Origin of the sequence: Deinococcus sp. QL22, assembly GCF_023370075.1 — a bacterium.
Classification (GTDB): Bacteria; Deinococcota; Deinococci; order Deinococcales; family Deinococcaceae; genus Deinococcus.
Window position 1 is genome coordinate 347218 of the sequence record NZ_CP097152.1, and the last position, 26193, is coordinate 373410.

24 protein-coding genes and 1 pseudogene are annotated in these 26193 nt (G+C 63.6%); 3 read left to right on the forward strand and 22 right to left on the reverse strand.

Features of this window, described 5'->3' with window-relative positions; genetic code table 11:
- Positions 1-78 precede the first annotated feature (78 nt).
- The 7 genes from M1R55_RS23860 to M1R55_RS23890 all read right to left on the reverse strand — a co-directional run bounded on the left by M1R55_RS23860 (position 79) and on the right by M1R55_RS23890 (position 6559).
- Positions 79-1071 (reverse strand): SDR family oxidoreductase, encoded by a 993-nt coding sequence (locus M1R55_RS23860; protein ID WP_249395388.1) that lies wholly within the window; start codon positions 1069-1071, stop codon positions 79-81.
- Positions 1068-1985, reverse strand: coding sequence for an NAD(P)-dependent oxidoreductase (locus tag M1R55_RS23865; protein WP_249395389.1), 918 nt, complete (start codon positions 1983-1985; stop codon positions 1068-1070). Before M1R55_RS23865 ends, M1R55_RS23860 begins: the two co-directional genes overlap by 4 nt.
- Positions 1982-2953, reverse strand: coding sequence for an aldo/keto reductase (locus tag M1R55_RS23870; RefSeq protein ID WP_249395390.1), 972 nt, complete (start codon positions 2951-2953; stop codon positions 1982-1984). Before M1R55_RS23870 ends, M1R55_RS23865 begins: the two co-directional genes overlap by 4 nt.
- 197 nt (positions 2954-3150) lie before the next feature.
- Complete coding sequence (locus M1R55_RS23875) at positions 3151-4344, reverse strand: LysM peptidoglycan-binding domain-containing protein (protein WP_249395391.1); 1194 nt, start codon at positions 4342-4344, stop codon at positions 3151-3153.
- Positions 4341-5012, reverse strand: a complete 672-nt coding sequence (locus tag M1R55_RS23880; RefSeq protein ID WP_249395392.1) for a M23 family metallopeptidase — start codon at positions 5010-5012, stop codon at positions 4341-4343. Before M1R55_RS23880 ends, M1R55_RS23875 begins: the two co-directional genes overlap by 4 nt.
- Before the next feature lie 373 nt (positions 5013-5385).
- Positions 5386-6303, reverse strand: a complete 918-nt coding sequence (locus M1R55_RS23885) for an integrase core domain-containing protein (RefSeq protein WP_249395393.1) — start codon at positions 6301-6303, stop codon at positions 5386-5388.
- A gap of 37 nt (positions 6304-6340) precedes the next feature.
- Entirely contained in the window at positions 6341-6559 is a 219-nt protein-coding gene (locus M1R55_RS23890) for a transposase (protein WP_371827311.1), read from the reverse strand.
- Between the two features lie 526 nt (positions 6560-7085).
- Between M1R55_RS23890 and M1R55_RS23900 the strand changes: the two genes are divergently transcribed.
- Complete coding sequence (locus M1R55_RS23900; RefSeq protein ID WP_249395394.1) at positions 7086-7940, forward strand: alpha/beta fold hydrolase; 855 nt, start codon at positions 7086-7088, stop codon at positions 7938-7940.
- Positions 7941-8219: 279 nt separating this feature from the next.
- Here M1R55_RS23900 and M1R55_RS23905 read toward each other — a convergent pair whose 3' ends face one another.
- Positions 8220-9551 carry an erythromycin esterase family protein gene (locus M1R55_RS23905; protein WP_249395395.1) on the reverse strand — a complete coding sequence of 444 codons (1332 nt, stop codon included), beginning with the start codon at positions 9549-9551 and terminating at the stop codon, positions 8220-8222.
- Positions 9544-10014: a hypothetical protein gene (locus M1R55_RS23910; protein WP_249395396.1), complete on the reverse strand. Its 471-nt coding sequence runs from the start codon at positions 10012-10014 to the stop codon at positions 9544-9546. Before M1R55_RS23910 ends, M1R55_RS23905 begins: the two co-directional genes overlap by 8 nt.
- A gap of 796 nt (positions 10015-10810) precedes the next feature.
- On the opposite strand from M1R55_RS23910, the gene M1R55_RS23915 reads away from it, so the two are divergent.
- Positions 10811-11653, forward strand: a complete 843-nt coding sequence (locus M1R55_RS23915; RefSeq protein WP_249395397.1) for a reverse transcriptase-like protein — start codon at positions 10811-10813, stop codon at positions 11651-11653.
- 23 nt (positions 11654-11676) lie between these two features.
- Here M1R55_RS23915 and M1R55_RS23920 read toward each other — a convergent pair whose 3' ends face one another.
- The 13 genes and pseudogenes from M1R55_RS23920 to M1R55_RS23985 form a co-directional block, all read right to left on the reverse strand.
- Positions 11677-13014: an erythromycin esterase family protein gene (locus M1R55_RS23920; RefSeq protein WP_249395398.1), complete on the reverse strand. Its 1338-nt coding sequence runs from the start codon at positions 13012-13014 to the stop codon at positions 11677-11679.
- Between the two features lie 483 nt (positions 13015-13497).
- A pseudogene (locus tag M1R55_RS23930) lies at positions 13498-14135 on the reverse strand (DDE-type integrase/transposase/recombinase).
- 5 nt (positions 14136-14140) lie between these two features.
- Positions 14141-14422, reverse strand: coding sequence for a hypothetical protein (locus M1R55_RS23935; protein WP_249395399.1), 282 nt, complete (start codon positions 14420-14422; stop codon positions 14141-14143).
- A 455-nt stretch (positions 14423-14877) separates the two neighbouring features.
- On the reverse strand, positions 14878-16026 hold the full coding sequence (gene dgoD, locus M1R55_RS23940; RefSeq protein WP_249395400.1) for a galactonate dehydratase: 1149 nt from the start codon (positions 16024-16026) through the stop codon (positions 14878-14880).
- Entirely contained in the window at positions 16023-16655 is a 633-nt protein-coding gene (locus M1R55_RS23945) for a bifunctional 4-hydroxy-2-oxoglutarate aldolase/2-dehydro-3-deoxy-phosphogluconate aldolase (protein ID WP_249395401.1), read from the reverse strand. The genes dgoD and M1R55_RS23945 overlap by 4 nt, the downstream gene beginning before the upstream one ends.
- The gene (locus tag M1R55_RS23950) at positions 16648-17694 is read right to left on the reverse strand and encodes a mannonate dehydratase (RefSeq protein ID WP_249395402.1); all 1047 of its coding nucleotides are present in this window, start codon (positions 17692-17694) and stop codon (positions 16648-16650) included. Before M1R55_RS23950 ends, M1R55_RS23945 begins: the two co-directional genes overlap by 8 nt.
- Positions 17695-17713: 19 nt before the next feature.
- Complete coding sequence (locus tag M1R55_RS23955) at positions 17714-18661, reverse strand: sugar kinase (RefSeq protein WP_249395403.1); 948 nt, start codon at positions 18659-18661, stop codon at positions 17714-17716.
- The gene (locus tag M1R55_RS23960; protein ID WP_249395404.1) at positions 18658-19287 is read right to left on the reverse strand and encodes a bifunctional 4-hydroxy-2-oxoglutarate aldolase/2-dehydro-3-deoxy-phosphogluconate aldolase; all 630 of its coding nucleotides are present in this window, start codon (positions 19285-19287) and stop codon (positions 18658-18660) included. Before M1R55_RS23960 ends, M1R55_RS23955 begins: the two co-directional genes overlap by 4 nt.
- Positions 19284-20777 (reverse strand): gluconokinase, encoded by a 1494-nt coding sequence (locus tag M1R55_RS23965; protein ID WP_249395405.1) that lies wholly within the window; start codon positions 20775-20777, stop codon positions 19284-19286. The genes M1R55_RS23960 and M1R55_RS23965 overlap by 4 nt, the downstream gene beginning before the upstream one ends.
- A complete protein-coding gene (locus tag M1R55_RS23970) occupies positions 20774-21526 on the reverse strand; it encodes a carbohydrate ABC transporter permease (protein ID WP_249395811.1) in 753 nt (250 codons plus the stop codon). Before M1R55_RS23970 ends, M1R55_RS23965 begins: the two co-directional genes overlap by 4 nt.
- Positions 21527-21639: 113 nt before the next feature.
- On the reverse strand, positions 21640-22551 hold the full coding sequence (locus M1R55_RS23975; protein WP_249395406.1) for a carbohydrate ABC transporter permease: 912 nt from the start codon (positions 22549-22551) through the stop codon (positions 21640-21642).
- A 6-nt stretch (positions 22552-22557) separates the two neighbouring features.
- Complete coding sequence (locus M1R55_RS23980) at positions 22558-23835, reverse strand: sugar ABC transporter substrate-binding protein (RefSeq protein WP_249395407.1); 1278 nt, start codon at positions 23833-23835, stop codon at positions 22558-22560.
- Positions 23836-23860: 25 nt separating this feature from the next.
- Positions 23861-24733: a MurR/RpiR family transcriptional regulator gene (locus M1R55_RS23985; RefSeq protein ID WP_249395408.1), complete on the reverse strand. Its 873-nt coding sequence runs from the start codon at positions 24731-24733 to the stop codon at positions 23861-23863.
- A gap of 661 nt (positions 24734-25394) precedes the next feature.
- Between M1R55_RS23985 and M1R55_RS23990 the strand changes: the two genes are divergently transcribed.
- A complete protein-coding gene (locus tag M1R55_RS23990; RefSeq protein ID WP_249395409.1) occupies positions 25395-25817 on the forward strand; it encodes a hypothetical protein in 423 nt (140 codons plus the stop codon).
- The last annotated feature ends 376 nt before the right edge of the window (positions 25818-26193 follow it).

The window sequence follows — 26193 nt, forward strand, 5'->3', positions numbered from 1 at the left end:
GCGCCCTCTCAGGGCGTGCCGGCAGACTCAACGCGAATGCCCTCCTTTCCGGCCTGACTCTGAAGGGGCCAAGGAGCCCTACCTCCGGGGCGTCACTCTCTGAACCTGCCCGATCATCTCGTCCATCAGGCCATCCAACTTTGCATCCACGACCTGGTGCGCCGGATTCGCGTCATACCACGCCAACACTTCCTGCACGCCACGCGCATAGGGAATGGTGGCCCGGAACTCGGGCACCAGACGCTTGATCTTGCTGTTGTCGAAGACGACGCTGTGGGCCTTGTCGCCCAGCAGGCCCGCGCCCCAGTCGGGAGCGAAGGCGGCGATCATCTCGGACGGCACGTGGACGATCTTCGCTTCTGCGCCCGCCGCTCTGGCCACCAGCTCAAAAATCTGGTTCCACGTCAGCCACTCGTCTCCGGTGATCTGCACGGCCTCACCGATGACTGCCGGGCGGTCCAGCAGGCCCACGAAGCCCACGGCGAAATCACGGTGATGGGTCAGAGTCCACAGCGAGGTGCCGTCGCCGTGAACGATCACCGGCTTGCCCCGGCGCATGCGGTCTACCACCGTCCAGCCGCCGTCCATCGGCAGCAGCGTCCGGTCATAGGTGTGCGAGGGCCGCACGATGGTCGCCGGAAAGCCGTCCTCGCGGTAGGCGCGCGTCAGCCGATCCTCGCAGGCGATCTTGTCGCGCGAATACTGCCAGAACGGGTTGTGCAGCGGCGTGGATTCTGTAATCGGCAGATGCCCCAGCGGCTTCTGGTACGCCGAGGCCGAGCTGATAAAAACATACTGTCTGGTTCGGCCTGCAAAGAGCTTCAGATCGGTCTCGATGTGCTCGGGTGTGAAGGCCACCCAGTTCACCACCACGTCGAACGTCAGGTCGCCCAGCGCCGCCTGCACGCTGGCCGGATCGCGGATGTCGCCGTGCAGCACTGTTGCGCCGTCTGGAACGGGCCTGGACGACTCGCCCCGGTTGAGCAAAAACAGCTCTATGCCCTGCGCCAGCGCCAGTTCCGAACACGCCGAGCTGATGATGCCTGTGCCGCCGATAAACAAGACGTTCATGGTTGCTCCTGTCCCCACTGCTGGCCCGGATCGCCCAGCGTGCCGCGCCAGCTGTGCTGAGGCTCAAAGCCGAGGTGGGCGCGGGCGTGGTCGATGCTCAGCAGCGTCTCGAAATCCGTCAGCGATTCGCGCAGTGGCACCTCCGGAAATACTTGGGCCATCAGCGTGCGCGAGGGCAGCGGCATCACCGTATCGGCGGCGGCGATGATGAAGCTGCTGGCCCCCACGAGCGGCGCGGTCAGGGCCAGTTGGCAGGCCAGCGCAGCGTCCCGCTCGTCGATGTAGCCCCACAGGTTCCATTTGCGTACGTGCAGATCCGGCCAGGCCAGCTCTGGAAACCGCCGGTACTCCTCTGGCCCCAGAATGTTGGAAAACCGCAGGGCCACGAAGGGAACGCCTGAGTGACGCGCAAAATCTTCTGCCATCGTCTCGGTGACCACCTTACTGAGCGCGTAAGACGATTCGGGGTGCGGATAGTGCGCCTCATCCACCGGGGCGTAGCGCGGCGGCGCATCGAACGGCAGGCCCAGCGTGGTTTCGCTGGACGCCCAGACCACCCGGCCCAGACCCAGCAGTGTGGCCGCCGTAAAAACGCTGTGGTTCATCGTCACGTTCTGCACGAAGGTGTGGTGCGGGGCCTGAAGATCAGGGGCAGGAATATTCGCCAGATGAACCACGCTGCCCGCCCCCTGCATAACTTCCAGCGTCTGGCCCAGATCGGTCAGATCCGCACGCAGGGTGGCCTTTAGGGAACCCGAAAAGTTGCCGTCTGGCCTGGGAATGGGCTGGGTATCCACGGCAATGACCTCGTAGCCGTATTCCAGCAGATGCCGCAGGGCCGCGCGACCAGCCCGGCCCGCCGCCCCGGTCAGCACCACTGGTCCTGCTGCGGGAAGCTGAGCGCCGGCCTTCACCACGCGTAGGCTTCCGGAGCCTGTCCGCCGGGGCCGGGCCAGATGGCGTCCAGCTTGTTCAGGCTTTCCTCTGTCAGCTTGATGTCCAGCGCGTGCAGTGCGCCGTCCAACTGCTCTGCCGTGCGCGGGCCGATGATCGGTGCGGTCACGGCGGGCTGATGCAGCAGCCAGGCCAGCGCCACATCCGCCGGGGATTCACCGATTTCCCTGCACAGCGCCTCGTACTGCTCCAGTTGCGGGCGGTGTTTGTCGATCTGCTGTTGCATGTTCTCGCTGGCGCGGCGACCCTCGCTGGCTTTTTGCAAGACCCCGCCCAGCAGGCCGCCGCCCAGTGGACTCCAGGGAATCAGCCCCAGGCCCAGCGCCTGACACGCGGGAATGACCTCCAACTCGATCATGCGGGCCGACAGGTTGTACAGGCTCTGCTCGGACACCAGACCCATAAAGTGGCGCTGGGCGGCCAGCGTGTTGGCCTGCGCGATATGCCAGCCCGCGAAGTTGCTGCTGCCCACATATAGCACTTTGCCCTCTCGCACCAGTTGTTCCATCGCCTGCCAGACCTCTTCCCAGGGCGTGGCCCGGTCGATGTGGTGCATCTGGTACAGGTCGATGTGATCGGTTTTGAGGCGGCGCAGGCTGTCCTCACACGCCTTGCGGATATGGTAGGCCGAGAGCTTCTGATCATTGGGGCCGTCCCCCATCTTGCCGTAGACCTTGGTGGCCAGCACGATCCGGTCACGGTGGCCTGGGTTTTTCTCCAACCAGCGCCCGACGATCTGTTCGGTCACGCCCTCGCCCGGCTGACGGCCATACACGTTGGCGGTATCGAAGAAATTGACACCGCGTTCCAGCGCCGCGTCCATGATGGTGTAGCTGTCCTGCTCACTCGTTTCTGGGCCGAAGTTCATGGTTCCCAGACACAGGGGGCTGACTTTCAGGCCGGTGCGGCCCAGATGACGGTACTCCATAGTTGACGCCTCCTTAGACTTTGCTCTCACCCGACGCTACACCCGCAGGTGCGGCGGCGTCATCTTGGCGCGGCCTTCATGGTTTCGGCAGGGATGGAAAGTGCCTCTTGCGGTGGGCAGCAGCGACACGGAGAACTCAAGCCTCTGGCCTTTGTGGCCGGTTTCTGACCGACTGCCCAGCTCACTCTCGCCTGCAGTCAGGGAAGAACACCCTCATCCAGCAGTGTCAGGACACGCAGCGCCCGGTCTCTGGCACTGACGTAGGCCAGGCGCGTTCCATCTGGAGCCACTTGCCAGTCGTCGCCCGCGATCTTGTCGGAGAACGACAGCAGGTCTTCAGTCTGGCCCAGCATCACGTCTACACGCAGGAGACGGTGTGAGGCCAGGCCCGGCTCGTAGGGCACGACCAGCAGCCGGGCATTGTCCTGCCACCGCGCAGACCCGAAGGTGGGGAGGGGCCAGACGGCTCCACCCGCCGTGGGCACAACGAACATGCCGTTGCGCCCCGCCGCGTCCAGGGTGACCCGGAACAGCACCTGGGTGCCGTCCGGGCTGGGCCGCACCCCACTCAGCAGTTGGCCTTGCGCCAGTACACGTGTGCGTCCCGTGGCCTGATTCACCGTCAGAACCGAGCGCCGGGCGTCAGTTCGGGCCAGTCGTCCCGTCAGCAGCAGCGTGTCCTCGTTCAGCCAGCCCACCAGCCGTCCCCCGTACACCGTCACCAGTGGACGGGACGCCGCCTTGGCCTCCATCCTGAAGGGATCGGCGGTCAAGACCGTCAGGGGCGTCCAGTCGTTCCGGTCGGCGGCGCCGTAGGTGGGCCAGGCCAACCGGCCACCTGGCGACCAGACGGCGTCCCGTCCACTGGTCGGCACCGTGACTCCCGCCGAGGCAGCGCCGAGTTGCAGGGCCACAGCCGTCGCTGGGCCAGTGGGTTGCAACCCATAGAGGCCACCCTCGGAGAGCAGCGTTGGTGGAAGACGCCACAGGCCAGTGGGTTCCATGCCATCGGCCGGCACGCTGTACATGCCCACCTCGCGTCCTGCAGGACGATCCAGGAACAACAGCTGGGCGCTGTCTGCCGTCCAGACCGGGTGGGCGCAGCAACCAGCGCGCGAGACCCGTCCGGCGACAGGTTCCAGATCCGGTCTGTCCAAGGGGGGCGGTGAAGCAAGTGGCCCCCCGGCAGCGGGTAGCTCCAGCACCTGACCGACCTTCAGACCCGTGCCGGTCAGACTGTTGAGCGTTTGGAGCTGCGCCACCGTGAGGCCCACCAGGCGCGCCAGGCTGTAGAGGGTGTCGCCTGGCTTGACCGTGTAGGGTGCCGCCGAAGCTGGAACAGTCCACAAGGTCACCAACAAGACGCCCGCCCACAGGCTTCTCCGCTTCATTTTCTCACCGGCGTACTGGGCGCAGGTGGCGGCCACGGCTGAGCAAAGTTGTTCAGGAGCGGGCCGCGGAGCCGGACGCCCGGCTGCTCCCCGGGAGCCTGCCAGACGCCAGGTTGCCGCAGGTCTTGCTGAAAGCCCGCTCCATCCATGTCCGGATCTACCAAACCCAGAGAGGCCCAGTCGGCATGCAAGTAACCCACGGGGTTGAGGAGCAGCTGATGCGAATGATCGCGAATCTCCAGGTGGAGGTGAGGCTCAGACACGCACGTCTCCTGGGAGTCGCCCGACAGGGCCACCACCTCTCCGCGCCGAACCTGCTGCCCCACTTTTACCGCCGCCCGGTTCAGCAGGTGCCCGTACAGGCTGGAGAGGCCATCCGGATGATTGATGACCAGGTTGTGCGGCGCGGAACCGTGTGGGCCATCCACCTCCGAGACGACGCCGTCTGCGATCGCCACGACCGGCGTGCCACAAGGCGCACTGAAATCCAGACCGAAGTGCAGGCCCTGACCATTGCCGTACAGGCTGCGCCGCTGCTCGTACGCAAAGGTGGTGTTGCCGTAGAACTGCCCCATCAGCCAGGTATCTGGACCCGGAGGTGCCGCGAAGGGCAGCCCGTACTGGCCAGCGGGGGTGGGCAGGCTGGAGAGTGCTGCCGGCTTACCCACGTGCGCTGAGGCCGTTCCAGTGCACAGAGGCAAACCCAGCAGGCAGACCAGAGAGAACGCTGAGCCCGCGGAGGCGCTCACAGCAGCACCTGTGGGCGTGAAGTGCGAACAGGTGCTGCGTCTTGCCCAATGTCCGGAGGCGGCAAGAACCCCACGGAATGAAGACGGCGCCTAGGTGCGGTCAATCCACACGGCATCATCAAGATGACCACTAACAAGAACCCGGCATGCAGGACGTGACGAGGTAGGACGGCGGCAGAAGATGCCTGGGTAGGGGCAGGGTGACGAGGAAATCAGGTGAATGGGTGAGAATGGTCACGGTGGGGTCTCCTGAGATATGAATTCAGCTGGCCCAGCAGGAGTTCCCCCAGGCTTAATAACAGAGCGGAGTTTCATGACTGGGTGAATGAGAAGGAAAGTAGGCGAGAGGGCCATCGCCAGACGAGGCCTCATGGATTGGGATGGTCGTGATCCAAGAAATTCTCCAAGCGGCGTTGCGAGCCTTCGCCGATGAGGTAAATGTAGACCAGGGCGTGGCGTAGTCCAGCGCCGTCACTCGGCGCTGGTGGTTGTACCAACGGTGAACTTCTGGCCTGGCCGCGCGAACCTCGGCCAGGCACTGCCAGTCATGACGGAAAGCAAATTGATATTTGTAGGTTCTGTTGAGTCTTTCCAGGATTCCGGTGCCACCTGGCTGAGAGACCTTGGAGCGCACCCAGAGGCCGTACTTCAAGCAGCCCTGTTGAAAGACCTCGCTGGCGAAGTCGCTGCCTCCGTCACCTTGCACGAGAATGGTTTCCGCGTGGCCCTCGGCCCGCAGGACAGCGACCGGTTCGTCAAGCGTGAGCTTGGCCAGGTGCATCGATCGGCTCCGCACCACCCGGCTGGCCAGAACCACGCGTGACAGAACACCCAGCACGAAGTAAATCCAGCAGACGCCATCCGGGAAGGAGAGGCGTGTGGCATCAATCTGCACCCGGCGTCCTTCTGGCCAATCCTGAGGGCTAGAAACCTCCTTGGGAGGTTTCCTTGTTTTCCGAGGCTGCAGGGGATGGAGCTGTAGTTCACCCAAGGCCGTTCGAATCTGATGCAGGCCGATCTCTTCGCCCTGTGCCTGCAATTCCTGATAGAGCAAGCGGTAACCCGAAGTGGAGTGCAACAACGCCGTCTGGCGCACCTTCTCGTACAGCTCATCGCGATGTTGCTGGCGCGCACAGCGCACCGGCACGCTGTGCTGATGGTTGCGAAGTCGCCAATACGGAACCTCGACGTACTGGGCAAAGCGCCGCAAGCTGAGCTGGGGACGGCTCTGCCGGAGAACGATCGTATCAATCATCCTCAGAGCCGCCGCACTGTTCGCGCGACATCCCACTCCAGTTCTTTCTCCGCCAAATGCGCTTTAGTCGGTCGTTCTCCCGCTCTAACAGACTCACACCTTGATCCGGACGATCTCCCGCGAGGCGGGCACGGCCCGCCTCCAAGAATTGAGCTTTCCAACTGGGGATCAGGCTTTCATGGACATCATGCTGTCGGGCCGCTTCCGCCACGCCCAACTCTCCACGCAAGACGCTCAGGACATTTGACGTCAGTCGTCCAGGTTTTCCGCTGTTTCCCCATGGCGCTCTCCAGTGTGCTCGTCCCCCGCTTCAAAAGGGTCAGGTTCTAGAAGTCATTCCTGGAGCATTAGCATCCAATTGCCCACACGACTGCTGCACGCCTACCTTCCGTCATCAACGTATGCCGAGATCAATAAGGGCGCTCTTCCGCCGGCTCAGGCGGGCTCACCGTCTCTCTCAGGAGACCGGGGTGGAACAGCGCGGCCGGGTCACCTCAAGCACCGGCGGTTCAGTCACTCCGAACCCCGCTGGCACTCCGCCGAGGCCCGAAAGCTCGGGAGCCCCGGCTCTTGAAGGCAAGGTCCCTGACGGTGAGCGCCAGGGGCCGCAACCTCGCCTGCTGCATCACGACAACTGGGGAATGCTTCTTGGGAGTCTTGTTAAGTTCTGCTTGAGCTGACGGGTGGACTGCCTCCCACGGCACACCGGGTGGCCCGAAGCCTGTTAGGGTGCCCCGATGCATTTTCACGCCTTCCGCCGCGGTCACGGTCAACCGCTGCTCCTCCTGCACGGCCTCGGCAGCAACTGGCGTACTTGGCAACCCGTTCTGGACGGTCTGAGCGCCCACCGTGAAGTCATCGCCGTGGACTTGCCGGGATCTGGGCATACCCCAGCCCTGGACGGGCCCGTGTCCATTGCGACCCTGGCAGATGCGGTCACCACCTTCCTCCATGAACACCACCTCATCGGCATTGACGTCGTGGGCAACTCGATGGGGGGCCGCTTGGCCATGGAACTGGCCCGGCGCAGTGTGGTGGGGGCCGTCGTCGCCCTCGATCCAGGCGGCTTTCAGCAGGGGTGGGAACAGCCGTTTTTCGACCGAACCGGGCAGGTGTTTTTGGGACTGATCCGGCTCTCCCGGCCCCTGATGCCTCTGCTGACCCGTACCCGGTGGGGACGCACCCTGCTGTTTGCCCAATACTCCTCCCATCCTTGGGACATTCCTGCAGAGCTGGCACTGGCGGAGATGAAGTCTTACGCGGCCTCACCCTCCGTGCCGGAACTCAGGCGCAGTTTGATCTTGCGGGGCGGGGACGTGCCACAGGGCGCAGCCATCGACACCCTGGCCCGGCCGATGGTGATTGCGTGGGGCCACTACGACCGGGTGTGTTTGCCCCGGCAAGCGGAGCGGGCCCTGCGCCTGTTTCCGCAGGCGCAGCTGTACTGGTTTGAACACAGCGGGCATTGTCCGCACTGGGACAGTCCCGCCGAGACGGTCGACTTGATCCTCAAGGTAACGGGGCGAACCAGCCAGCCATATACTGTGAGGGGCGCTGAGGCCGTAGGCCAAGGAATACAGCCCTCGCTTTAGGGTGAGCCAGACGAAGCGGTGTGAACCTCATTCTGAGATCAGGCACTTGCAGCGCTCTTTCCCATGGCGTGTGGTTCCGCGTCCTTGCGGTTCATTCGTCATAACCCACCTCTACTCCCGGTTTTCCACTTGGCCCGTTGGATCCCTCCAGATGAACGAACCGCATCTCTTCGGCAGGGCACAGGGGGAAGGCTCATCTGTGCCCTGCCCCTCCCCTTGAGCCTGAAGCTCAAGGGCACACAGAGGCGCGCCCGGGGCGTGAAGGAGCCGGGCGGCGCCCTATTCCCCAGTGGGGTATTCCCCAGTGGGGTACGTCTCCGGCACGTCCTCTTCGGCATCGTCCGGTGCAGTGTCGGCATCCAGGGGGGTCAGCGCCCGGGTGGTATCAACATGCAGGAGGGCGTCGTACATGGCCGCGGGACTGGTCATGACATAGTGACTCCAGCGCTCGGTTTGCGGACGGTAAATGACGCCGATGAAGCGCTGCAGCTGCTTGGTGTTCAGTGCTCCGTACACCTGTGGACTGCGCATGTCCAGCCAGTAGGTCGGCAGATCGACTTGGTGTAGCTGCGCCTCGACACTGGCATTCAGGCCTGGCTTCACGGCCTTGACCTGTCCCGGCGAGCCCCAGTCGTTGCTGGCAAACACCGTGCCGCTGTAGGTCGTCTGACCGATGATGAAGGTGCTTTCTGGCCACCGCTGGCGGGTGAGTTGCCCCAGATTCAGTTCGTCGCGCTCCCAGCTCATCGCGCTGCCCCGCGCATCGCCGAGGTGCGAGTTGTGCGCCCACACCACGATTCTCGCCTGCTGCCCCTGTCCTGTAAGGTGTTCGTCTAGCGCTTCGAGTGTTTGGGCCATGTGTGTGTCGCGGATGTTCCACGAGGTTTCCTGGCGCTGAAACATGGAGCGGTAATAACTTTCGGCGTTGAGGGCAAGCCTTGCATTCTGCTCGGCATAGAAGTACTCGTCCTCGTCCAACAGCCCGTCTCTGACCAGTTCTGGTGCGCGGCGCTGGAGATCCACGAGTTGTTCCACTGCTTGCTCCTCGCACGGCTCTGCCGCGCCCGCTTCGGTGGCGTAACCATACGCCTGCGGATTCAGGCCAAACGGATCGAAACAGGCGTACCGTTCACGCGCGCGCTCAGCGGCATCCGGGTCGACGCCCTGCAGGTAGGCCACTACAGCGTCCATGCTGCGGTGCAGGCTGTACAGGTCAAGGCCGAAAAAACCCACTTTCGCTTGCGAAGTCCGCTCATTGTGCCCACGCAACCACTCGACGAAGGCCTGGACGTCGGTGTTGCGCCACATCCACTTCGGGAACCGCTGGAAATCGCCCAGCGCCTCCTCCGCAGTGTTGTCACCGTTCAGCCCACGCACGAAGCGGTGGACGCGGTAGGCGTCGGGCCAGTCGGCTTCCACTGCCACAGCGCTAAAGCCTTTTGCCTCAATCAGGAATTGCGTGAGGCGGGCGCGTTCCCGGTAAAATTCGTGCGTGCCGTGCGACGCCTCTCCAATCAGCACGAAGCGGGCGTCTCCGACGGCGTCCAGCAGGGCAGCATAATCGCTGCTCGCTCCAGTCAGTGGGTGGGCGTGTGAGTGCAGGTCAGGCATGGGTGATCCTGGCCAGGGCGTGTAGGGATTCGCAGTTGGCTGAGAAAGCGGCCGCTCCCGCTGGAAAGGCCACGCGTACTGCCGCGCTGGTCAACAGGCCGCCCTCTGGTTGCCGCGCTGTGTTGGCCGCCCGTTTCAGGGGAAAGCATTGAGCGCAGTCCACGCCCTGTTGGCGAGTAAGTTCCGGCCCAATGCCCTGAGGTGTGGGCCGGGTCTGCGCCAACAACCCCCGAGCCAGCCCTCGCGCTTGGCCAGGCGCTATGTTTTTTCCTTTCGCTTGGGGAGAGGAGGGGAGGCCCACCAGGTGCACCCTCACCGGAACCTCGACTGCCTGTGAGTCCTCAGTGGCGGCCTGTGGGCCGCGTGGCCGGCCCAGCACCACGCTGTGCGGCCAGATGTGTCCCCTGGGCAGGAGTTCGCCCAGTTGCCGCTGAGCGCCGCGTCTGCTCTTGAAGTCCACCATCACGCTTCTCCTTGTCGCTGTTTCTGGATAGAACTGCTCACGGATTGGGGCCGGGTGAGCACCTCAGCCTTGGGCCGGGAGACGGGCCACGCTGGAAATGCCGGGTGCTCACCCGGACCGAATCCGTCCTCTGGGGCACGATCCGAACCAAAATGCTGCCTTAAGCAGCCCTGTTCTGATCGGATACGGCGGACACAGTATGCTTTTGAATCTCTGGTTTGAAGAGCGGTTATTGCAGTCAAGGGAGATCACGCCTCCACAGCGTCATTGAAAAAGGCCAGCCCAGCGGGGGTGGTTCGTGTCCACCTCTGAACCCTCAGGCTCCTGCCCTGCTGTCCCGTCAGTCAACCGCGCCGCGTCTCAAGGTGTGTGGCAGCCACCTCAACGCAGGCCCCTTCAAACCTGCGGGTGGCATGATGAAAGGACAAGCGAAAACCAATCAGATTCTTATGGGATAGCGGCTTCATCTTGAAGACATCACCGGCGCAGTCGCCATGCCTCAAGGGGCTCCCCGCTGCCCCCGCGCCAACCCGCTGAGCGTAAAAGCTGTTCCAGACCGTGTTTCTCAGCCCAGCTGCGGTGGAGCGCTCTGATACGCCGCTGCCAGACCACCTGACTGGCGTGAGGTGGGCAGCCGGTGGAAAATCACCTCAGGCCACCAGCCCCTCAAGAAGGGTCAATGCCCGCTCGGAACCCCTTATGGTTGTCTCTTGGGCACCGAAAGGCCTCTGCAGCCTTAAACCCGGCCGCAGAAAGGTCACAGTCTGGTGCGGTACAAGGAAAGCAGGAGACCTCTATGCCGGACGCCCGCAACACCCACTGCATGTCACTGAACCCCCAGGTCTGGCACGTCTTTACCGATGGCAGCAGCCGGCATGAGCGTCGGCAGACGTTTTCCGGTTGGGCCGCTCGCGCCGCGCAGCCCGAAACCCGGCAGATTCGTCAGATCAGCGGTGCCCGGCCGGGAGGCACCTCACTAGAGGCCGAGACCGAGGCGCTGCTGGCTGGTCTGCAGCTGGTTCCTGCCGGCGCGGTGGCCCGGCTGTACAGTGACCTTGACCCCGCGGCCCTGCGGGAGGTGCTTCAAGGGCCGGTGGCCCTGGCTGCCCGGAACCATCTGCACGCGCTCTGGATTCATCCCATTGGGCGCAACAGCAACAGGCACCACCATGACGTCCACCTGATGGCCCGCGCCGCCGAGCTGAGTGCCCGGGAAGGGGCGCGGGCTGAAGCTGCCGGGTTGAGCAATGCTGTGCTGGATCTCCAGGATCTGGCCCGGGCTGGTCAGAGCGACGCCCCACTCGCCCTTCATACTCCCTGGCAACTGCCCGGCCACACTCAGGCGCTCCAGGTGCAGTTGGAACCTGTCAAGAGCAGCAAAGCTGCCGGCGCCGGTCGCCGCGCCGCACTGGCTTCGCTGCAAGCCGCCATTCAGGGTCAGGGCCGCACGTCAGAGGAGGCCATGCGCAACGCGCTGGCCCGCAGCGTGCCGCTCCTGGCCCGCGCCAGTCTGGTCGACCTGACTGTGCCCCTTGAGTGGCTCCCGGCAGCCTTGGAAGTGGCGCGCGATCTGGGGACTGTCCGGGTGTTGCTGGCCGATCAGCTGGAGAGGGCAGAAGAGCCGTCTCCTGGCAACTGATGCCGGTTCACCCCGAACGGCTCTCAGCTCGGCGGATCCAGCGGCGTCAACGCCCGGGTCACGTCAAAGTGGAGTACCAGGTCGAATTGCCGGGGCAGACTGGCCAGAAAATAGTGGCTCAGACGTTCTGAGGCTGGGACGTACTGCACGCCGATGGCGCGTTCCAGCCGGTCTTGAACCAGGCCCTGAGGCGCCCGGCGGAGATCGAGCAGAAAGTTGGGAATCCCGGTGTCATGAAACAACCGCTCGTAGCTGCCTTCCAGAGAGGGTCGGATCTGCATCAGGCGCCCAGGGAGGTTCCATTCGGGCGCGGCGGTCACGCTTCCGGTATGGGTGGTCATGCCGATCAAGAGGGCATCTTTGCCGTAACGTTGCCGAACCAGCTGTCCCACATTCACCTCGTTCTGCCGGGCCATTTCGGTGGCCCGGGCATCGCCCAGATGGGAATTGTGTGCCCAGACCACGATCTTGGCGCCTGGCGCCAGATGGGCCCGAATGGCCTCCAGCGTCTCGGTCATATGCTGATCCCGGACGTTCCACGAAGACCCTCCACCCAACAGGTTCAGCGACGCGCGCTCGTAGTTCACTGCGTTTTTGACCACCCGGGCGTTCTGTTCCAGATCGAACAGAACCTCAGGGGCCGCACCTGGGAGGCGGCGGCGCCCGGTTACCAGCTGGCGCACCTCAGCGAAGACGTCTTCTACGTTTTGGGCACAAGTCTGGGCTGCGATGGCCACAGAAACGGCCGGGTCATCTGGGAGGGCTGGATCCAAGGCGTTCAGACAGCCATACCGGCTTTCGGCGCGGCGGGCGAGCGCCGGATCCAGGATGGACAGCCCGCGCAGAACCTCGCGCCGAGAGCCTCTCAGGCTATACAGATCCATGCCGTAGAAGGCAGCCATACTGCCTGGCTGCGAAGCGTTACGCGTGCGCAGCCAGCCCACAAAATCTCTGACCACGACGTTGCGCCACATCCAGCGGGGAAAACGTTCGAAGGCCGCCAAGGCCTGCTCTGGGGTCCGGTCTGGGCCTTGCCCGCGCACATAGCGGTTGACCCGCTGCGCCTCGGGCCAGTCCCCCTCAATCACCACGGCGTCAAAGCCCTGTTCGGTGATGAGGCGCTTCGTGATGTCCGCGCGCGTCCGGTAAAACTCATGGGTGCCGTGGGTCGCCTCACCGATCAGAACCACATTCGCGGTTCTGGCGGCCTGGATCACAGGATTCAGCGCGTGCGGCTGTTCAGAAATCGGAACGGCTGCAGCGCGTACAGCTGCTATCAGCGCGTTCTGCGCTTGGCAGCTGCCCGTTAGGCCAGCCAGGACGAGCGCCACTGCGGCGCGGCGAATGAACCTTGCGTGCATGGGCACCTCAGAGGGGAGAGGGCCTGACCGCTGTGTCAGGCCGCGTGTTTCAGAGTCTAAGAATCCGGTTCATTGCGGCGGCCAGCCTCCGGTGCAGAGTCCTGAAGATTTTTAAGGCCCTGCCCCAGAGTTGAATGAAGACCAAGATCATTTTGTCTGGTGGGGTTGCCTGAACTGAACTCCCAACCGGGGAACGGCACAGGTGCCCTGACGCTCAGGCCCCGCTCCTGCAGCGACAGTTGACTCTGTCTGAAACGCTCGTCCTGGTGTGCTGGTGAAGATTCTTGGTTCGGGCGTGCAAACTCAGAAATCGCTGAGTGTTTTCGTCGTCTGAATCCAAACTGCTGCCGTTCTTGACGGCGGCAGGGACGACGCGGCTGCCCGGCGCTCCAGCTGTCCGGGTGTACTGGATAATGGCCCTGGGAAGGCGGTGGCGATACGGTTTCAGGTCAGGCCCGGCGGGTCAGCCTCACCTAACCCAGTTCAGGCGGTTCTGTCAGGTGAATCGCGCCGCTGGTAGGCGGAGCGCCACACGTGAACGGCCCGGTACTGGTTGCTTCTTTTGACGTGGGCGGGAACTGTGGGTCTTGTGTGGTACTCAAGGGTGGTGATCCGGGCGTGGAAAGTCAAACATTCCTGAGTCCGCTGTCGTGGTCTGAAGCCGAGCTGGCGACGCTCGCGTGGTCGTGTGGGACAGTGTGACTGCAGGGTGAGATTGTTGCCGCGAGCGGTCGAGCTGACCTGCGGTTGGTCGACCGCCTCTCGGGCTGGGATAGCGCGGATGGTGGCCCCAGAACTGGCCAACGTATCGGTGCAGATCGTCTCTGGAACGTGAACTTCCCCCAGCCGTCGGGCCGGAAAGGTTCCCGCGGCCTCCGTGTCTCTACGGCGTTGCCGCAAGACATCAAGCACGGCCCCGTGCTCATCCACGGCCCGCCACAACCCGTGGCGGACATTTGATGTTCCATTCGCGAGGGGGATCGTGGCTGACCTCAAGGCCACGCTGATGGAACAATTCCTGCACGTCCCTGCAGTTGAGCGGGAAACGGTGGTAGAGCTGGGGTGGCGTGCTCGGTGATGCACATTGGAAATCGGTGGCGGTCAGGGAGCGGGTCAGTCACTGACCTCACCCTCCCGGTTCACCTGATAGTACTTCCTGACCTCCGCGGCCATCATCCTGCGGCCGCTTTTCTCTGGAAACCCCATCAAATTCACTGCGGCGATTCGAGTGGCCCTCATTGCTGGTCTGTGTTGGCAGGTCTATCCGGGCAAGGGCTGGGCCCGAATCCTGTGCATCTTCTTGATGAGTATGGCGGGCCTTTAAACTCTGCTCGCTCTCTTCGGCAGCATTCTGTTGCCAGGCTCCGGCCCGGTTGTCTTCATGCTCATGGGATTCAGCATGATTCATCTTGGAAGCCCTTTAGCCCTCCGTCTTCCCTTTCAAGTGCGTCAGTCCTTTGCTTCTGTCTCTCAATGACTGAAGGGGCAATTGAACTAGAGCAACACGTCTGATCTCAGACTAAAGCACAGCCCCCAATGAGGGGAGCTTTTCAATTGGGGCACGGCTCGACAAACTCTCTGTCCAGCCAATATTCGGCCTCATCTTCTTCGGCGTCGCCACCGTCAGCCATCAGCTCTTGCCACGGTTGTGTTGCCTTAACCGGACGGCGAGGCCAACCCGCTGTGCCCGACACCAACCCCTACCGCCACTGCTTTCCGATGATGATCCAGCACGCCGTTTGGCTGGATCACCACTTCCCCTTGGGCGAAGGGTGGATCCCATTCAGCGCGCTCTTCGCTGAGGAACTGCGCCGGGAACCCCGGTGGCCTATGGATGAGGTCTGCACCCTGGTCAATGCCGACCTACCACTCGGCCACACTGCCGTCAGCGTGCCGCCACACTGGGTTTCTCCAGCGGTGGCCCAGGGCGGCCATTTCACGCACGTAGGCTTCATTGACCTGTATCCCCAGTCCCGGCCCCTGCGGAATATTCACGAATCCGGCGGCGTATTCAAATACCAATGGGTCGGTCAGGTAGTCCAGCAGGTCGTTTCCGGCGTTGTAATGAATGCCCAGACTTTGCTCCTGAATAAAGGCGTTGTGCGAGACGGCGTCCAGTTGCAGGCAGGCGGCCAGCGCTATCGGCCCCAGTGGGCAGTGCGGGGCCAGCGCCACATCGTAGGCTTCGGCCATCGACGCGATCTTGCGGCATTCGGTGATGCCCCCCGCGTGCGAGAGGTCGGGCTGGATAATGTCTGCCAAGCCTTCTTGCAGAATCTGTTTGAAGTCCCAGCGGGAATACAGCCGCTCTCCGAGGGCAATCGGCGTACTCGTCAGGCGGCACACGTCGCGCAGGGCCTCAATATTCTCGCTCAGCACGGGTTCTTCTATAAACAGCAGGCGCATCGGCTCCAGCTCGCGCACCAGCACCTTGGCCATCGGACGGTGCACGCGGCCATGAAAATCCACGGCAATACCAAAATCCGGCGAGGTGGCGTCCCGGACGGCCTGCACGCGCTCCAGCACCTGGTCTACCTTGCGGGCCGAGTCCACGTATTGCAGTTCCTCGGTGGCATTCATCTTGATGGCGGTAAACCCTGCGGCCTGCGCCAGCCGCGCGGCGTTGCCCACCTCGGCGGGCCGGTCACCCCCAATCCACGAATACACCCGGATGCGCTCGCGGCAGGCGCCGCCCAGCAGGTTATGCACGGACGTGTCCAGCACCTTTCCCTTGATGTCCCACAGCGCCTGATCTATTCCGGCGATGGCGCTCATAAAGACCGCGCCGCCCCGGTAAAAGCCGCTGCGGTACATGACTTGCCAGAGGTCTTCTATGCGGGCCGGGTCGGCACCGATCAGCACGTCGGCCAGTTCGTGAACGGCGGCCTGTACGGTATGGGCGCGGCCTTCGACCACCGGTTCGCCCCAGCCGACCACGCCCTCATCGGTCTCCAGTTTCAAAAACAGCCAGCGCGGAGGCACCAAGAACGTTTCCAGATTGGTAATTTTCATATCGGCTCCCCCGTCTGTGCCCGGATGTCGGCTGCCGTGCGTCCCAGCGCGGCCCAATCGGGGTTATTCCAATCGGTGCGGGTCAGTGCGCCGCCGATGCCCGTGCTCACCGCTCCGGCGTCTAAGTAGGCGCGGATGTTGCCCGCGTCCACGCCGCCCACCGCCAGTAGCGGCACATCGGGATACGGCCCGCGCAACTGCCGGAAGTAGTCTGGCCCCAGCACCCCCGCCGGAAATACCTTGACAGCTGCGCTGCCCCCCTGAAACGCGGTGTAGATTTCGCCGGGGGTGAATGCGCCGCTCAGCACGCCCAAGCCCTGCTCGCGGGCATAAGCATTCACGTCCGGCACTGGGTGGGGCGTGACAAGAAAGGCAGCTCCGGCTTGGTGGGCTTGCCGCGCCAGTTCGGGCGTGACCACCGTTCCCGCGCCTAGCGGTACATCTGACCCAAAAGCAGCGCGGGCGGCCCGCAGTCCCGGTAAGCCGAGGTCGTCGCTGAGGGCCACTTCAAATAATTCTATGCCCGCGCCCAGCAGGGTTTCGATCAGCTTGGGCACGTGCTGAGGCGGCACGCCCCGCAAGATCGCCAGAATGCGGCTGCGGCGCAGGTGGGAGAGCAGCTCAGGCACGGCCTGCCTGCCCGTGTTCAGCATCGATCAGTCCCTGCAAATACATGGCCCCCAGCGCCCGGTCATACAGTCCGTAGCCGGGCCGGCCGGTTTCTCCCCAGATCATGCGCCCATGATCGGGCCGAACCGGAACATGGGGGCACAGGGCCGCCAGACGCATCACCACGGCGGCCAACTGGGTGTTGCCGTAGCGGCTGACATGCGGCACCTCGTCAAAATCCCGTTCGGAGTGCCGCATCACGTTCCGGGCATGAACAAAGTGAATGCGGGGCGCGAAGGTGGCGGCCATGCTCAGCAGGTCGTTGTCGGGCCGCGCCCCCAGCGACCCGGTGCAAAAGGTCAGTCCGCTGTGTTCATCCGGCACCGCGTCCAGAATAAACTGAAGATCGGCGGCGGTGCTCACCACCCTCGGCAGACCCAAGATCGGCCAGGGTGGATCATCCGGGTGCAGGGCCAGCCGGACACCCAGCCTGCGGGCTTCCGGCACCACCGCCTGCAGGAAATAGACCAGGTTGCGCCGCAGCTGCGCCGAATCAATGGCCGCGTACTCCAGGCGCAGCTGCTGAAGCTGGGCGGGCGTGAAGGCCTCTGCCCAGCCGGGCAGGTGCAGCTCTGCTGCGTCCACCGGCAACCGGTCGATCTCGGCTTGCCGGAACATCAGGGTGGTGCTGCCGTCTGGCAGAGGGTAGGCGACATTCGTCCGCGTCCAGTCGAAGACCGGCATAAAGTTGTAGCAGACCGTCTGGATACCCTCGGCGGCCACCGCCTCCAGACTCTCCACAAAGGTGGTGATCCGCTCGCCGCGCCGCAGGTTGCCGAGTTTGATGTCTTCATGGACAGGAATGCTTTCGATGACACGCAGCGTCAACCCTGCCTCTTCCACCTGTTGACGCAGTTGGCGCACGCCCTGACGAGTCCACGCCACCTCAGATGGGATGCCGGAGAGGGCGCTGACCACCCCTGTCAAGGCCGGGATCTGACGGAGTTGCCACAGCTTCACCGCGTCATCTGGGCCAAACCAGCGCATGGTCATGTGCATGTTCTGTTCTCCTCCCGGCTCACCGCAGTGGTTCGCCGAACGTGGTGCTGTCCAGTACTGCCCAAACGTCGGCTTCTGTGGCCTGAAGCTGATCGCCGGGCGTGGTGGTCTTGAGAGCGGCGCAGGCACTGGCAAAAGCCAAACTGCGGACGGGAGACTCACCGCTGAGGTGGGCGTGCAGGAAGCCTGCAGCAAAGGCGTCGCCGCGCCCCACCCGGCCCGGCCCCTGTGCAGGCAAAGCTGTCTGGGTCAAGGTTTGTCCGGTGGGAAGAAACAGCCGACTGCCTGCCGCGCCGAGGGTCTGCACCATCAGTGCAGCGGGATTGAGGGCGCGGAGGCCGTCGGGGCCGCCCAGCATGGCGGTATCTCGCTCGGCCACAAAGATCAGGTCGGCCTGCTGCAGGGCCAGGCGGTACGCAGTGGGCGCATCGACTTCGGGCAGCAGCAACCGGCGGTGATTCACGTCAAAGCTGAAGAGCAGGCCCGCTGATTTGGCCTGCTGAATCAGGGCCAGAGCGAGGGCACGCGGGCCTTCTCCCAGCGCCAGACTGATGCCGCTGACGTGGAGGGCGGCGTGTCCGGCCAGCCACGCGGGGTCATGGTCAGCCGCAGTAAGCTGGGCAAAGGCACTCCCCGTCCGGTCATAGACCACGCGGCTGGGACGCGGTGGATGGTGGTTTTCAAGGTAAAAGGTGCCCAGCCGCCCATCCCGCGTAAGGCTGAGATCGGTGACATGCAGGGCGTGGACATGCTCGCGCACCCAAGTCCCCAGCGGGCCAGCGGGCAGGGCACTGACCCAAGCGGTAAGGCGGCCCAGTGCCGCCAGCGCCGCCGCGACATTCAGTTCAGAGCCGGCGCACTCGGCCCCTAGTGCTCCCAGACTTTCGAGGCGCTGCGTGGGCGGCAAGGTCAGCTTCAGCAGCGCCTCGCCAAACGTGACGACGCTGCTCGGGGGAGCGCCGTTCAAGGTGGCCCTCCGAGGGAACGCGTCAAGCCCAGCAGGTCGGTCAGGCGCGCTTCCAGCCCTGCTGCGTCCTGAAACAGTCGGCTGCCCAGTCCCACGGCCAACGCGCCCGCCCCCAGCCACTCGCGCAGGCTGTCCTGGGTGGCCTCCACACCGCCGGTCACCAACAGTTGACTGTCCGGCAACGGCCCCAGCAGGGCACGCACAAAGGCTGGCCCCAACACCTCGCCGGGAAACACCTTGACCACTTCCGCCCCCCTCTGCTGAGCCTCGAAGACCTCACGGACGGTGGCCGCGCCGGGCAGGTACGGAACGCCCGCAGCCCGGCACACCGCTGCCACGTCCTCAATCCAGCAAGGACTCACGATAAACGCCGCTCCCGCAGTCAAAAAGGCTTCGGCTTGCCCAGCCGAAAGGATGGTTCCAGCGCCCAGCAAGAGGTCAGGGAACATCCCCCGCAGCTGCGTAAACACCTTCAGGCTCTGGGGAGAACGGTGCGTGAGTTCCACTGCTTGAAGGCCCGCCAAGCTCAGGACGCTGAGGTAATTCTGGGCCTGCCGAGACTCTGACGGCGTAAAGAGGGGCAAGATCCGGTCACGGGCGAGCGCCTCCAGCAAGGTTGGGGTCACGCGGTCAATTCTTCCACAGGCTGCACCTGTTGGAGGGCCAGACCCAGGTGACGCATCCGCAAGGTCGCGGCGCGGTAGGTATCGTGGCTGGCCGGAACCGGCTCGACCAGCCGCTGGGCCGTGGGTTCAGTCGCCACCGGATACCCCTGTGCGCTGAGGGCCAGCAGCGCCGCGCCCCGGGCACTCGCCCCGATCTGACGGTCTTCGAGCAGCAGCGGTTTGCCCAGCGCGTCGGCCAACATCTGCTGCCAGGGGCGCGAGGCCAGCAGCGCCTTGCCGCTGCCGATAAAGACGGCGTCATCGGGCAGCGGAAGGCGGTGGGCGAGTTCTGCCAACCGGCAGGCGACGGCCTCCATAGCGGCGCGTGCCATATGCACAGGCGTGGTGGCGTAAGACAGCCCATGCAGTGTGCCGCGGGCATAGGGATCGTAATCGGGACTGCGGGTGCCCCCCAGCGAAGGAATAAACGTCAGACCATGACTGTCGGGGGCCATGCTCAGCAACTCGGTGTCGAGGCTCTTGCCACTGAGCCGCACCGTTTGCTGCAACCAGCTGTACAGGTTGCCCCCCTCCGTGAGCGCGCCGCCTAACAGGTGAACGTCACGCCTGATGCAGTACGACCACAGGCCTACCGGAATAGGCGGCGCTCCGCCCTGAACCGCCATCCGCACGGCGCTGGTGCTTCCCACCGTGACGGCCACCCGCGACGGGGTCAGTGCGCCGCTCCCCACATTGGCGGTGGCTCCGTCGGCCACTCCGGGATAGAAAGGCACTCCGGCAAGTTTGGGCCAGCGTGCCCGGTGCAGCGCACTCAGCGTCAGGGGGCAGTCGTGTTCCGTCAGGGTGGGGAGCTGCCCGGCTTCGGTGCCGGCCACCTCCAGCGCAGCGGCGTTCCATCCCCAAGTGGTTCGGTCGAGCATTCCCGTCCAGGACGCCAGGGAGTAACTGGTCGTGAGTTCACCTGTCCAGTGCAGCAGCAGGTAGTCCGGAACACTGCAAAATTTATCCACCCGGAGGTGGGGATGGGCTTTGCGCCACCACCGAAGCTGGGCAGACCAATAGGCACTGAACGGCGGACAGCCGACCTCATCCGTCGAAACGGCGCGGGCCACGCTTGCCACCTCACCGGCGGCCCGCGTATCTGCGTAGGACAGCACCGGTCCGGTCGGCTGGCCCGCCCTGTCCAGGGCCACGAGGCTGCTGGCAATGCTGGTCAGGGCCACCGCCAGCACGGGCCGCGTGCCGAGGCGCTGATGCAGGGCGTCAAGGACGCTTTCCACACCGGCCACCAATTCCGGCAAGGGCACTTCCGCTACCCCTCCGGCGGCGTACCGCAGCTCGACAGGGGCGTAGGCCTCCAGTCCTGTCAGGGCGCGGCCCTGCACATCGAATCCTGCGCCTTTGACCCCGCTGCTGCCGATATCGAGGCTCAGCACGACCGGAGGAGGAGCGTTCACCGGGCGGTAGGAGGGGGAGGCCAGGCGGCTCATCCTTTCACGCCCCCCGAAGTCAGCCCCTTGACGATGTAGCGCTGCACGGTCAGGGACAGCAAGATGATGGGCAACGTAATCAGCACCGCGGCGGCGGCAATTGCGCCGTAATCCTGGCTGCCGTAGCTGAGGAAATTGAAGACGGCTACCGGCACCGTTTTGGTGTTTGGCCCCCCCAAAATCAGGCTGAATAAAAACTGATTCCAGGAGAAGATCATCGCCAGAATACCTGCGGTGACCACGCCCGGCGCGACCAACGGCAGGATGATCCGCACAAAGGCCCCGGCACGGCTGGAACCGTCCACCAGCGCGGCCTCCTCCAGATCGGTGGGAATATCCTCGAAAAAGGCGATGGTGATCCAGATAATCAGCGGCAGGGTGATGATCAGGTGACTGATGATCAGCGCCGTGAACGAACCGATCAGCTTCAGCTTGGTAAACACCAGAAAGAGCGGCAGCAAGAAGGTGATGTACGGAATAATGCGGCTGATCAGAATCCAGAGGCTGAGGCCCCGCTGTTTGAACCGGGCGATGGCGTAAGCGGCGGGAAGCCCCAGCACCATGCCAATCCCGGTGGCGGCGGTGGCCACGATCAGGCTGTTCTTGGTGAACTGTAAGAAGTTGTTTCGTTCAATCACGTTGCGGTAGTTCTCGAAGGTCGGCGCAAACACCCAGAGGGGCGTGGCCGCCGTGTTCTGAACCTGCGTTTTGAGGCTCATCATGATCATCCACGCGAAGGGGAAGAGCATCAGCAAAATAGCCAGCAGCAAGATGAGGTTCAGGGCCAGCGTGTTCCAATCGAAGGCCCGGCGGGGTTGACTGCGCTGGGCAGGCTGAATAAGTGGACGCTCTGCGGACTGGCTCATACGCGCCTGCGGAGCAGGTTCACGCTGACGGCGACCACCGCGACAATGACGAGCAGCAGAGTGAGCAGGGCGGCCGTATAGCCCACCCGCAGGAACTCGAAGCCGGTGTGATAGGCATACACGTTGAGCGTTTCGCTGGCGCTGCCCGGCCCTCCCTGGGTCATGACCTCGATGATGTCGAAGGTCTTGAGGGCGTCGATCAGCCGCAAGGTCAGCGCGGCGAACAGGGACGCTTGCAGCATCGGCCAGGTGATGTACCGAAACGCCTGCCAACTCGACGCGCCGTCAATTCGGGCCGCTTCAAAGGGTTCGTCCGGCATGGTCTGAAGACCGGCCAGCAAGATCAGGGCCACCAGCGGCGTCCACTGCCAGATGTCCACGAGGGCCAGGGCGGGAATGACCAGTTGGGCGTCTGCCAACCACAGGCTGCGGCTCAGGCCCAGCGTTTCCAGAAAGTAGTTCAGCACGCCCAGATTGGGATCCATCATCAGCGCCCAAATGAGCGCGACGGCGACGGGCGTGCTGATCATGGGCAGCAGCACCAACGCCCGCACGATTCCCTGGGCCTTCATCTTGCGGTTGAGCAGCAGGGCGAGGCCCAGCCCCAGCAGCATCTGAAGGGGCACCGCGATGGCGGTGAACTGGAACATCAGCTTGGTGGCATTCCAGAAGCGGGGGTCGTTTAGGGCCTGAAGGTAGTTCCCCGCGCCCACAAACCGGCTGGGCAGGGCGTCACTCACCGAACGGTCTTGGGTGCCCAGCACCAGGTTAAAGAGCAGGGGCAAGATGGTCAGGGCAAACAGGACGGCCACGGCAGGCAACGGAAACACCCAGCGGATATTGCGGTCGAGCCAGGAGGACAGTCCCCCCGGCTGCCTGCGCCTGTCCTTCAGAGAGACAAGACTCATCCGCGCTTATTTCTCTTTGCTGATGATGGCGTCAGTGGCCTGCTGCGCCGTCCGGAGGAGCGTCTGGGTGTTGCCCCCCTGCAAAATGCCGACGATGGCCTGCCCCAGGGCGTCGCGCACTTCGCCCACCGAGCTGACGGGCGGGTTCCACTGCGGATTGGCACTGGCGAGCTGCGAGAGGTGCGCCCGAGTCCATTCCGGGTTCTTGTCCTGCGCCTTGAAGGCGGCGTCGTTCCAGACGCTGCGCCGCACGGCAGGCACCTCCTTGAGCAGCACCCGCAGCTGGTTCTGGCGGTTGGTGGCCCACTGCGTGAACAGCCAGCCCGCCTGCTTGTTTTTGCTGCCCTTGCTGAGCGCCAGGGCCCAGGTGGTCACGGTGGGTTTGCGTCCGCCCGCTCCGGCTGGGAAGGCCGCAAAGCCGACTTTACCCGCCACCGTGCTGCTCTTGGGATCATCCACGATGCTGCGGAACAGGCTGGCGTCCGTGAACATCGCTGCTTTGCCCTGCGCAAACAGATTGGTCACTTCAGGCCAGCTCATGGTCACTGCGGCGGCTGGACCGTAATTGCGAATCAGGCGCGTATAGAGGTTCATGGCCCCCACGAATTTGGCGTCGCTGTAGTTGGCCTCGCCACTCGCATTCAGCCAGGTGCTGCCGCTGGAGTACATGTAGGGGGCAAACTGACTGGTGGCCGCCGCGCCTTTCCCCCGCAGGGCAATGCCGACCACGCCGTCCTTGCCGTTCAGCGCTTTGGCCGCCGCCTCAAGCTGCGTCAGGGTTTTGGGCACAGCAATCTGGTACTTCTGGAACAAGTCTTTGCGGTAAAACAGCATGGTGGTCTCGGTCTGAATAGGGATGCCCGTCATCACGCCTGCATACTGGGTGGACTTCACCACCGAGGGATAAAAGTCGCTGAAGGCCCAGTTGCCGACCAGCAACGACCGATTGTTGACATAGTTGTCCATGTCCTCGACCCAGCCACTCCTGGCGTAGAGCTGTCCTTCCTGGCCCGGCGAGAGCATGAAAGCGTCCAGATTCGCTCCACCAGTCGAGAGTTCCACGAGAACCTTCTGCCGGAACTGCGCTTCTGGATAGGTCTCGACCACCAGCTTGATTCCAGTCAGTTTCTCAAACTCGGGGAAATAGGGCTGAATGGCAGTCGTCCAGGGATGTTGGTTGAGCAGCAGCCGCAGGGACGTGCCTTTGTACGCGTCCCACTTGAGGGTCTGGGCCTGCGCGGCGGACGGCACGAGAACGGTGGTGAGGGCGAGCAGGACAGTCATATAACGCATCTGGATCTCCTTTGGGTCAGAGAGGAAGTTCGGTATGTAGGGCGCGGCGCTCGTTCTGAACCCGCGTCAGGCGCGCGGTCATGTAGGGTTCCTGAGAGACATGCAGGCTGGTCAGGAGTGCGTCCAGGAGTGCGAGTTGGGGTAAGCGAACCGCCACGTTCTCCGGGCGGTACTCGTCCCCCGGCGCAGAAGCGGTCAACACGAAGTGGGAGAGTTTGACGAGCGGCGTGCGTCCCAGACCGGTGAGGGCCACGACGGTGACCCCGGCTTGCCGGGCCAGCCGGGCGGCACGCAGAATGTCCGGCGTGGTGCCGCTGAAGCAGATGGCGATCAACACGTCGGTCGGTTCCATCAATGAACAGAACGGCAAAAAGGTTCCGGGATCGCTCTGTGCTCCGCAGGACAGGCCCAGCCGCAGGGCCCGCTGCTGCCCGTCCCGCGCGACGATGCCGCTGCCGCCCAGACCGATCAGCTCGATGTGCCGGGCCATCGACATGGCCTGCACCGCGCCGCTGAAGTGCTCCAGATTCAGGTGTTCGAGGGTGTCGCTTAGGGCTGTACTGGCGGCATCAAACACTTTCCGGAGTACGGTCACGGAGGTGTCCTGGATGTCCACCGCCAGGTCGTGATGGCGGCTGACCGCCAGGGCCCGTGAAAGCTGCAACTTGAACTCCTGGTAACCGCCAAATCCCAGGGCCTGAACGAGGCGCACGACTGTGGCGTCGCTGGTCTGTGCGGCGTCGCTGAGCTCAGCGATCGTGAGCGGCAAGAACCCCTCAGGATCAGAGAGGATGTGGTCAATCACCCGAATGCTGGCGGAGCCTACTTCGCCGCGCAGCAGGTGGAGCCGGCGCAACATAGGTGCGAGGTGGGCGGGGGGAACTGACATGAATCTCCTCCCAAATGGATGTTGATCGCTCCCACAGGGGTGTGGGAAAAGGCCTCTTGGACGAGGGAAGAAAAAGATTGGAGCCAAAAAGAATATAGGCCGTATCATCAAGTTTGAGAAGAGCAGTGCGGTGGTTTGTGTCCTGTCAACTCTGGAATCTATCCTCAAGAGCACCCTGTGTTTTACAGGGCGACGTTTCGAAGAAAACACCCGTGTATAGGCTTAAAGTCCTCTTTCTCGCGCCAGCATTCAGAAATTTTGTTTCACTTTTGCGATTTTTCCGTGAAACTTTATGTCTTTATGATCTGGAGTTCCGTGAAAGAGTTGGCGCCGGGTGCGGATGTAGGAGGGCCTGGGGCCCGCGCAAACAACCCGGCGCCCGGTAGTATTCCGGGCCACGTTGCACCCAACGTTTATCTCTACTGATCAGCACCAGCAGCAAAAATGAAACGAGCGAGCCACGCTTCAGTGGCAGCGACAGCGATGACGTGCTCAGGGCAGGAGCCTGGGAAGGCACAGGTTTGAGCACAACCGTCCACCCTCAACTGTTCCGCTGGCGGATGCTGACTTTAGCTCGGAGGGCCGCCCTGACCGGACACCAGCGGGCCGACGCGCAGATTCAACTTCTTGGCGGCCCTCCGAGCTGCGGTAAGCTTTCCGGATGACAGACCGTTCTCTTCTGACCTCGCCTGAGGCGACGCGCTTCGTAGAGGCCCTGCTTGAACTGATGGTGGAACATGGCCTGAGCAGCCTGACGGCGGGACAGGCAGGTGGGCAGCTGGGTCTGGCCCAGCCCGGCCAGTTCGTGACCAGCGACCTCACTTTCCAGTTTATGTCCCCGGAAGAACACCGCTCCGCCGTTCAGGCGTATGGCCGCCCGGCACGCCTGATCCAGCCTGCGACCAGCTCCCCAACGGATCAGGACGCTGAACAGTTTGTCCGTGCGGCTGGCCGCCTGTTTGACCTTCACCGCGTCTACAGCCTGAGATTCGGGGCGGGCGGTTATCTGGGGTTCCGGGCCAACGGATCCGCGCGGGAGTTCGTGCTGGAAGCCATTACGGTGAACGCTTGGCCTCTCCTCTGAAAGCGCAGGCGAATACCGCAGCCCATGACCGCGCCGTCTTTAGGGCGGTCTTTGATGACCGATCAACACCTGTCTGGAAACGGCGCCGCAGACATCCTGGTCAGTGAGTGGCAACAGCGCGGCCTCAGTCCATCACCGAACCGTCAGTGAGTGCGGTACGGACACCTGAGGGTGCACTGAGGCGGCCAGAAGTGATCTTTTGGTGGGGAGCCCAATGATGGGGGTAGGTTGTGGGCACTCTTCCACAGCTCTGCCTCGCCCGCTTGAGCGGTTGCCAGTGCCTCAAGCTGACAAGCTGGCCCTCCCAAGGATGAAACTTCTCTGAAGAAGCGTGAGGTGAATTTTTTCCCGCCTTCGCAGTTTTCATTCGCTAAGG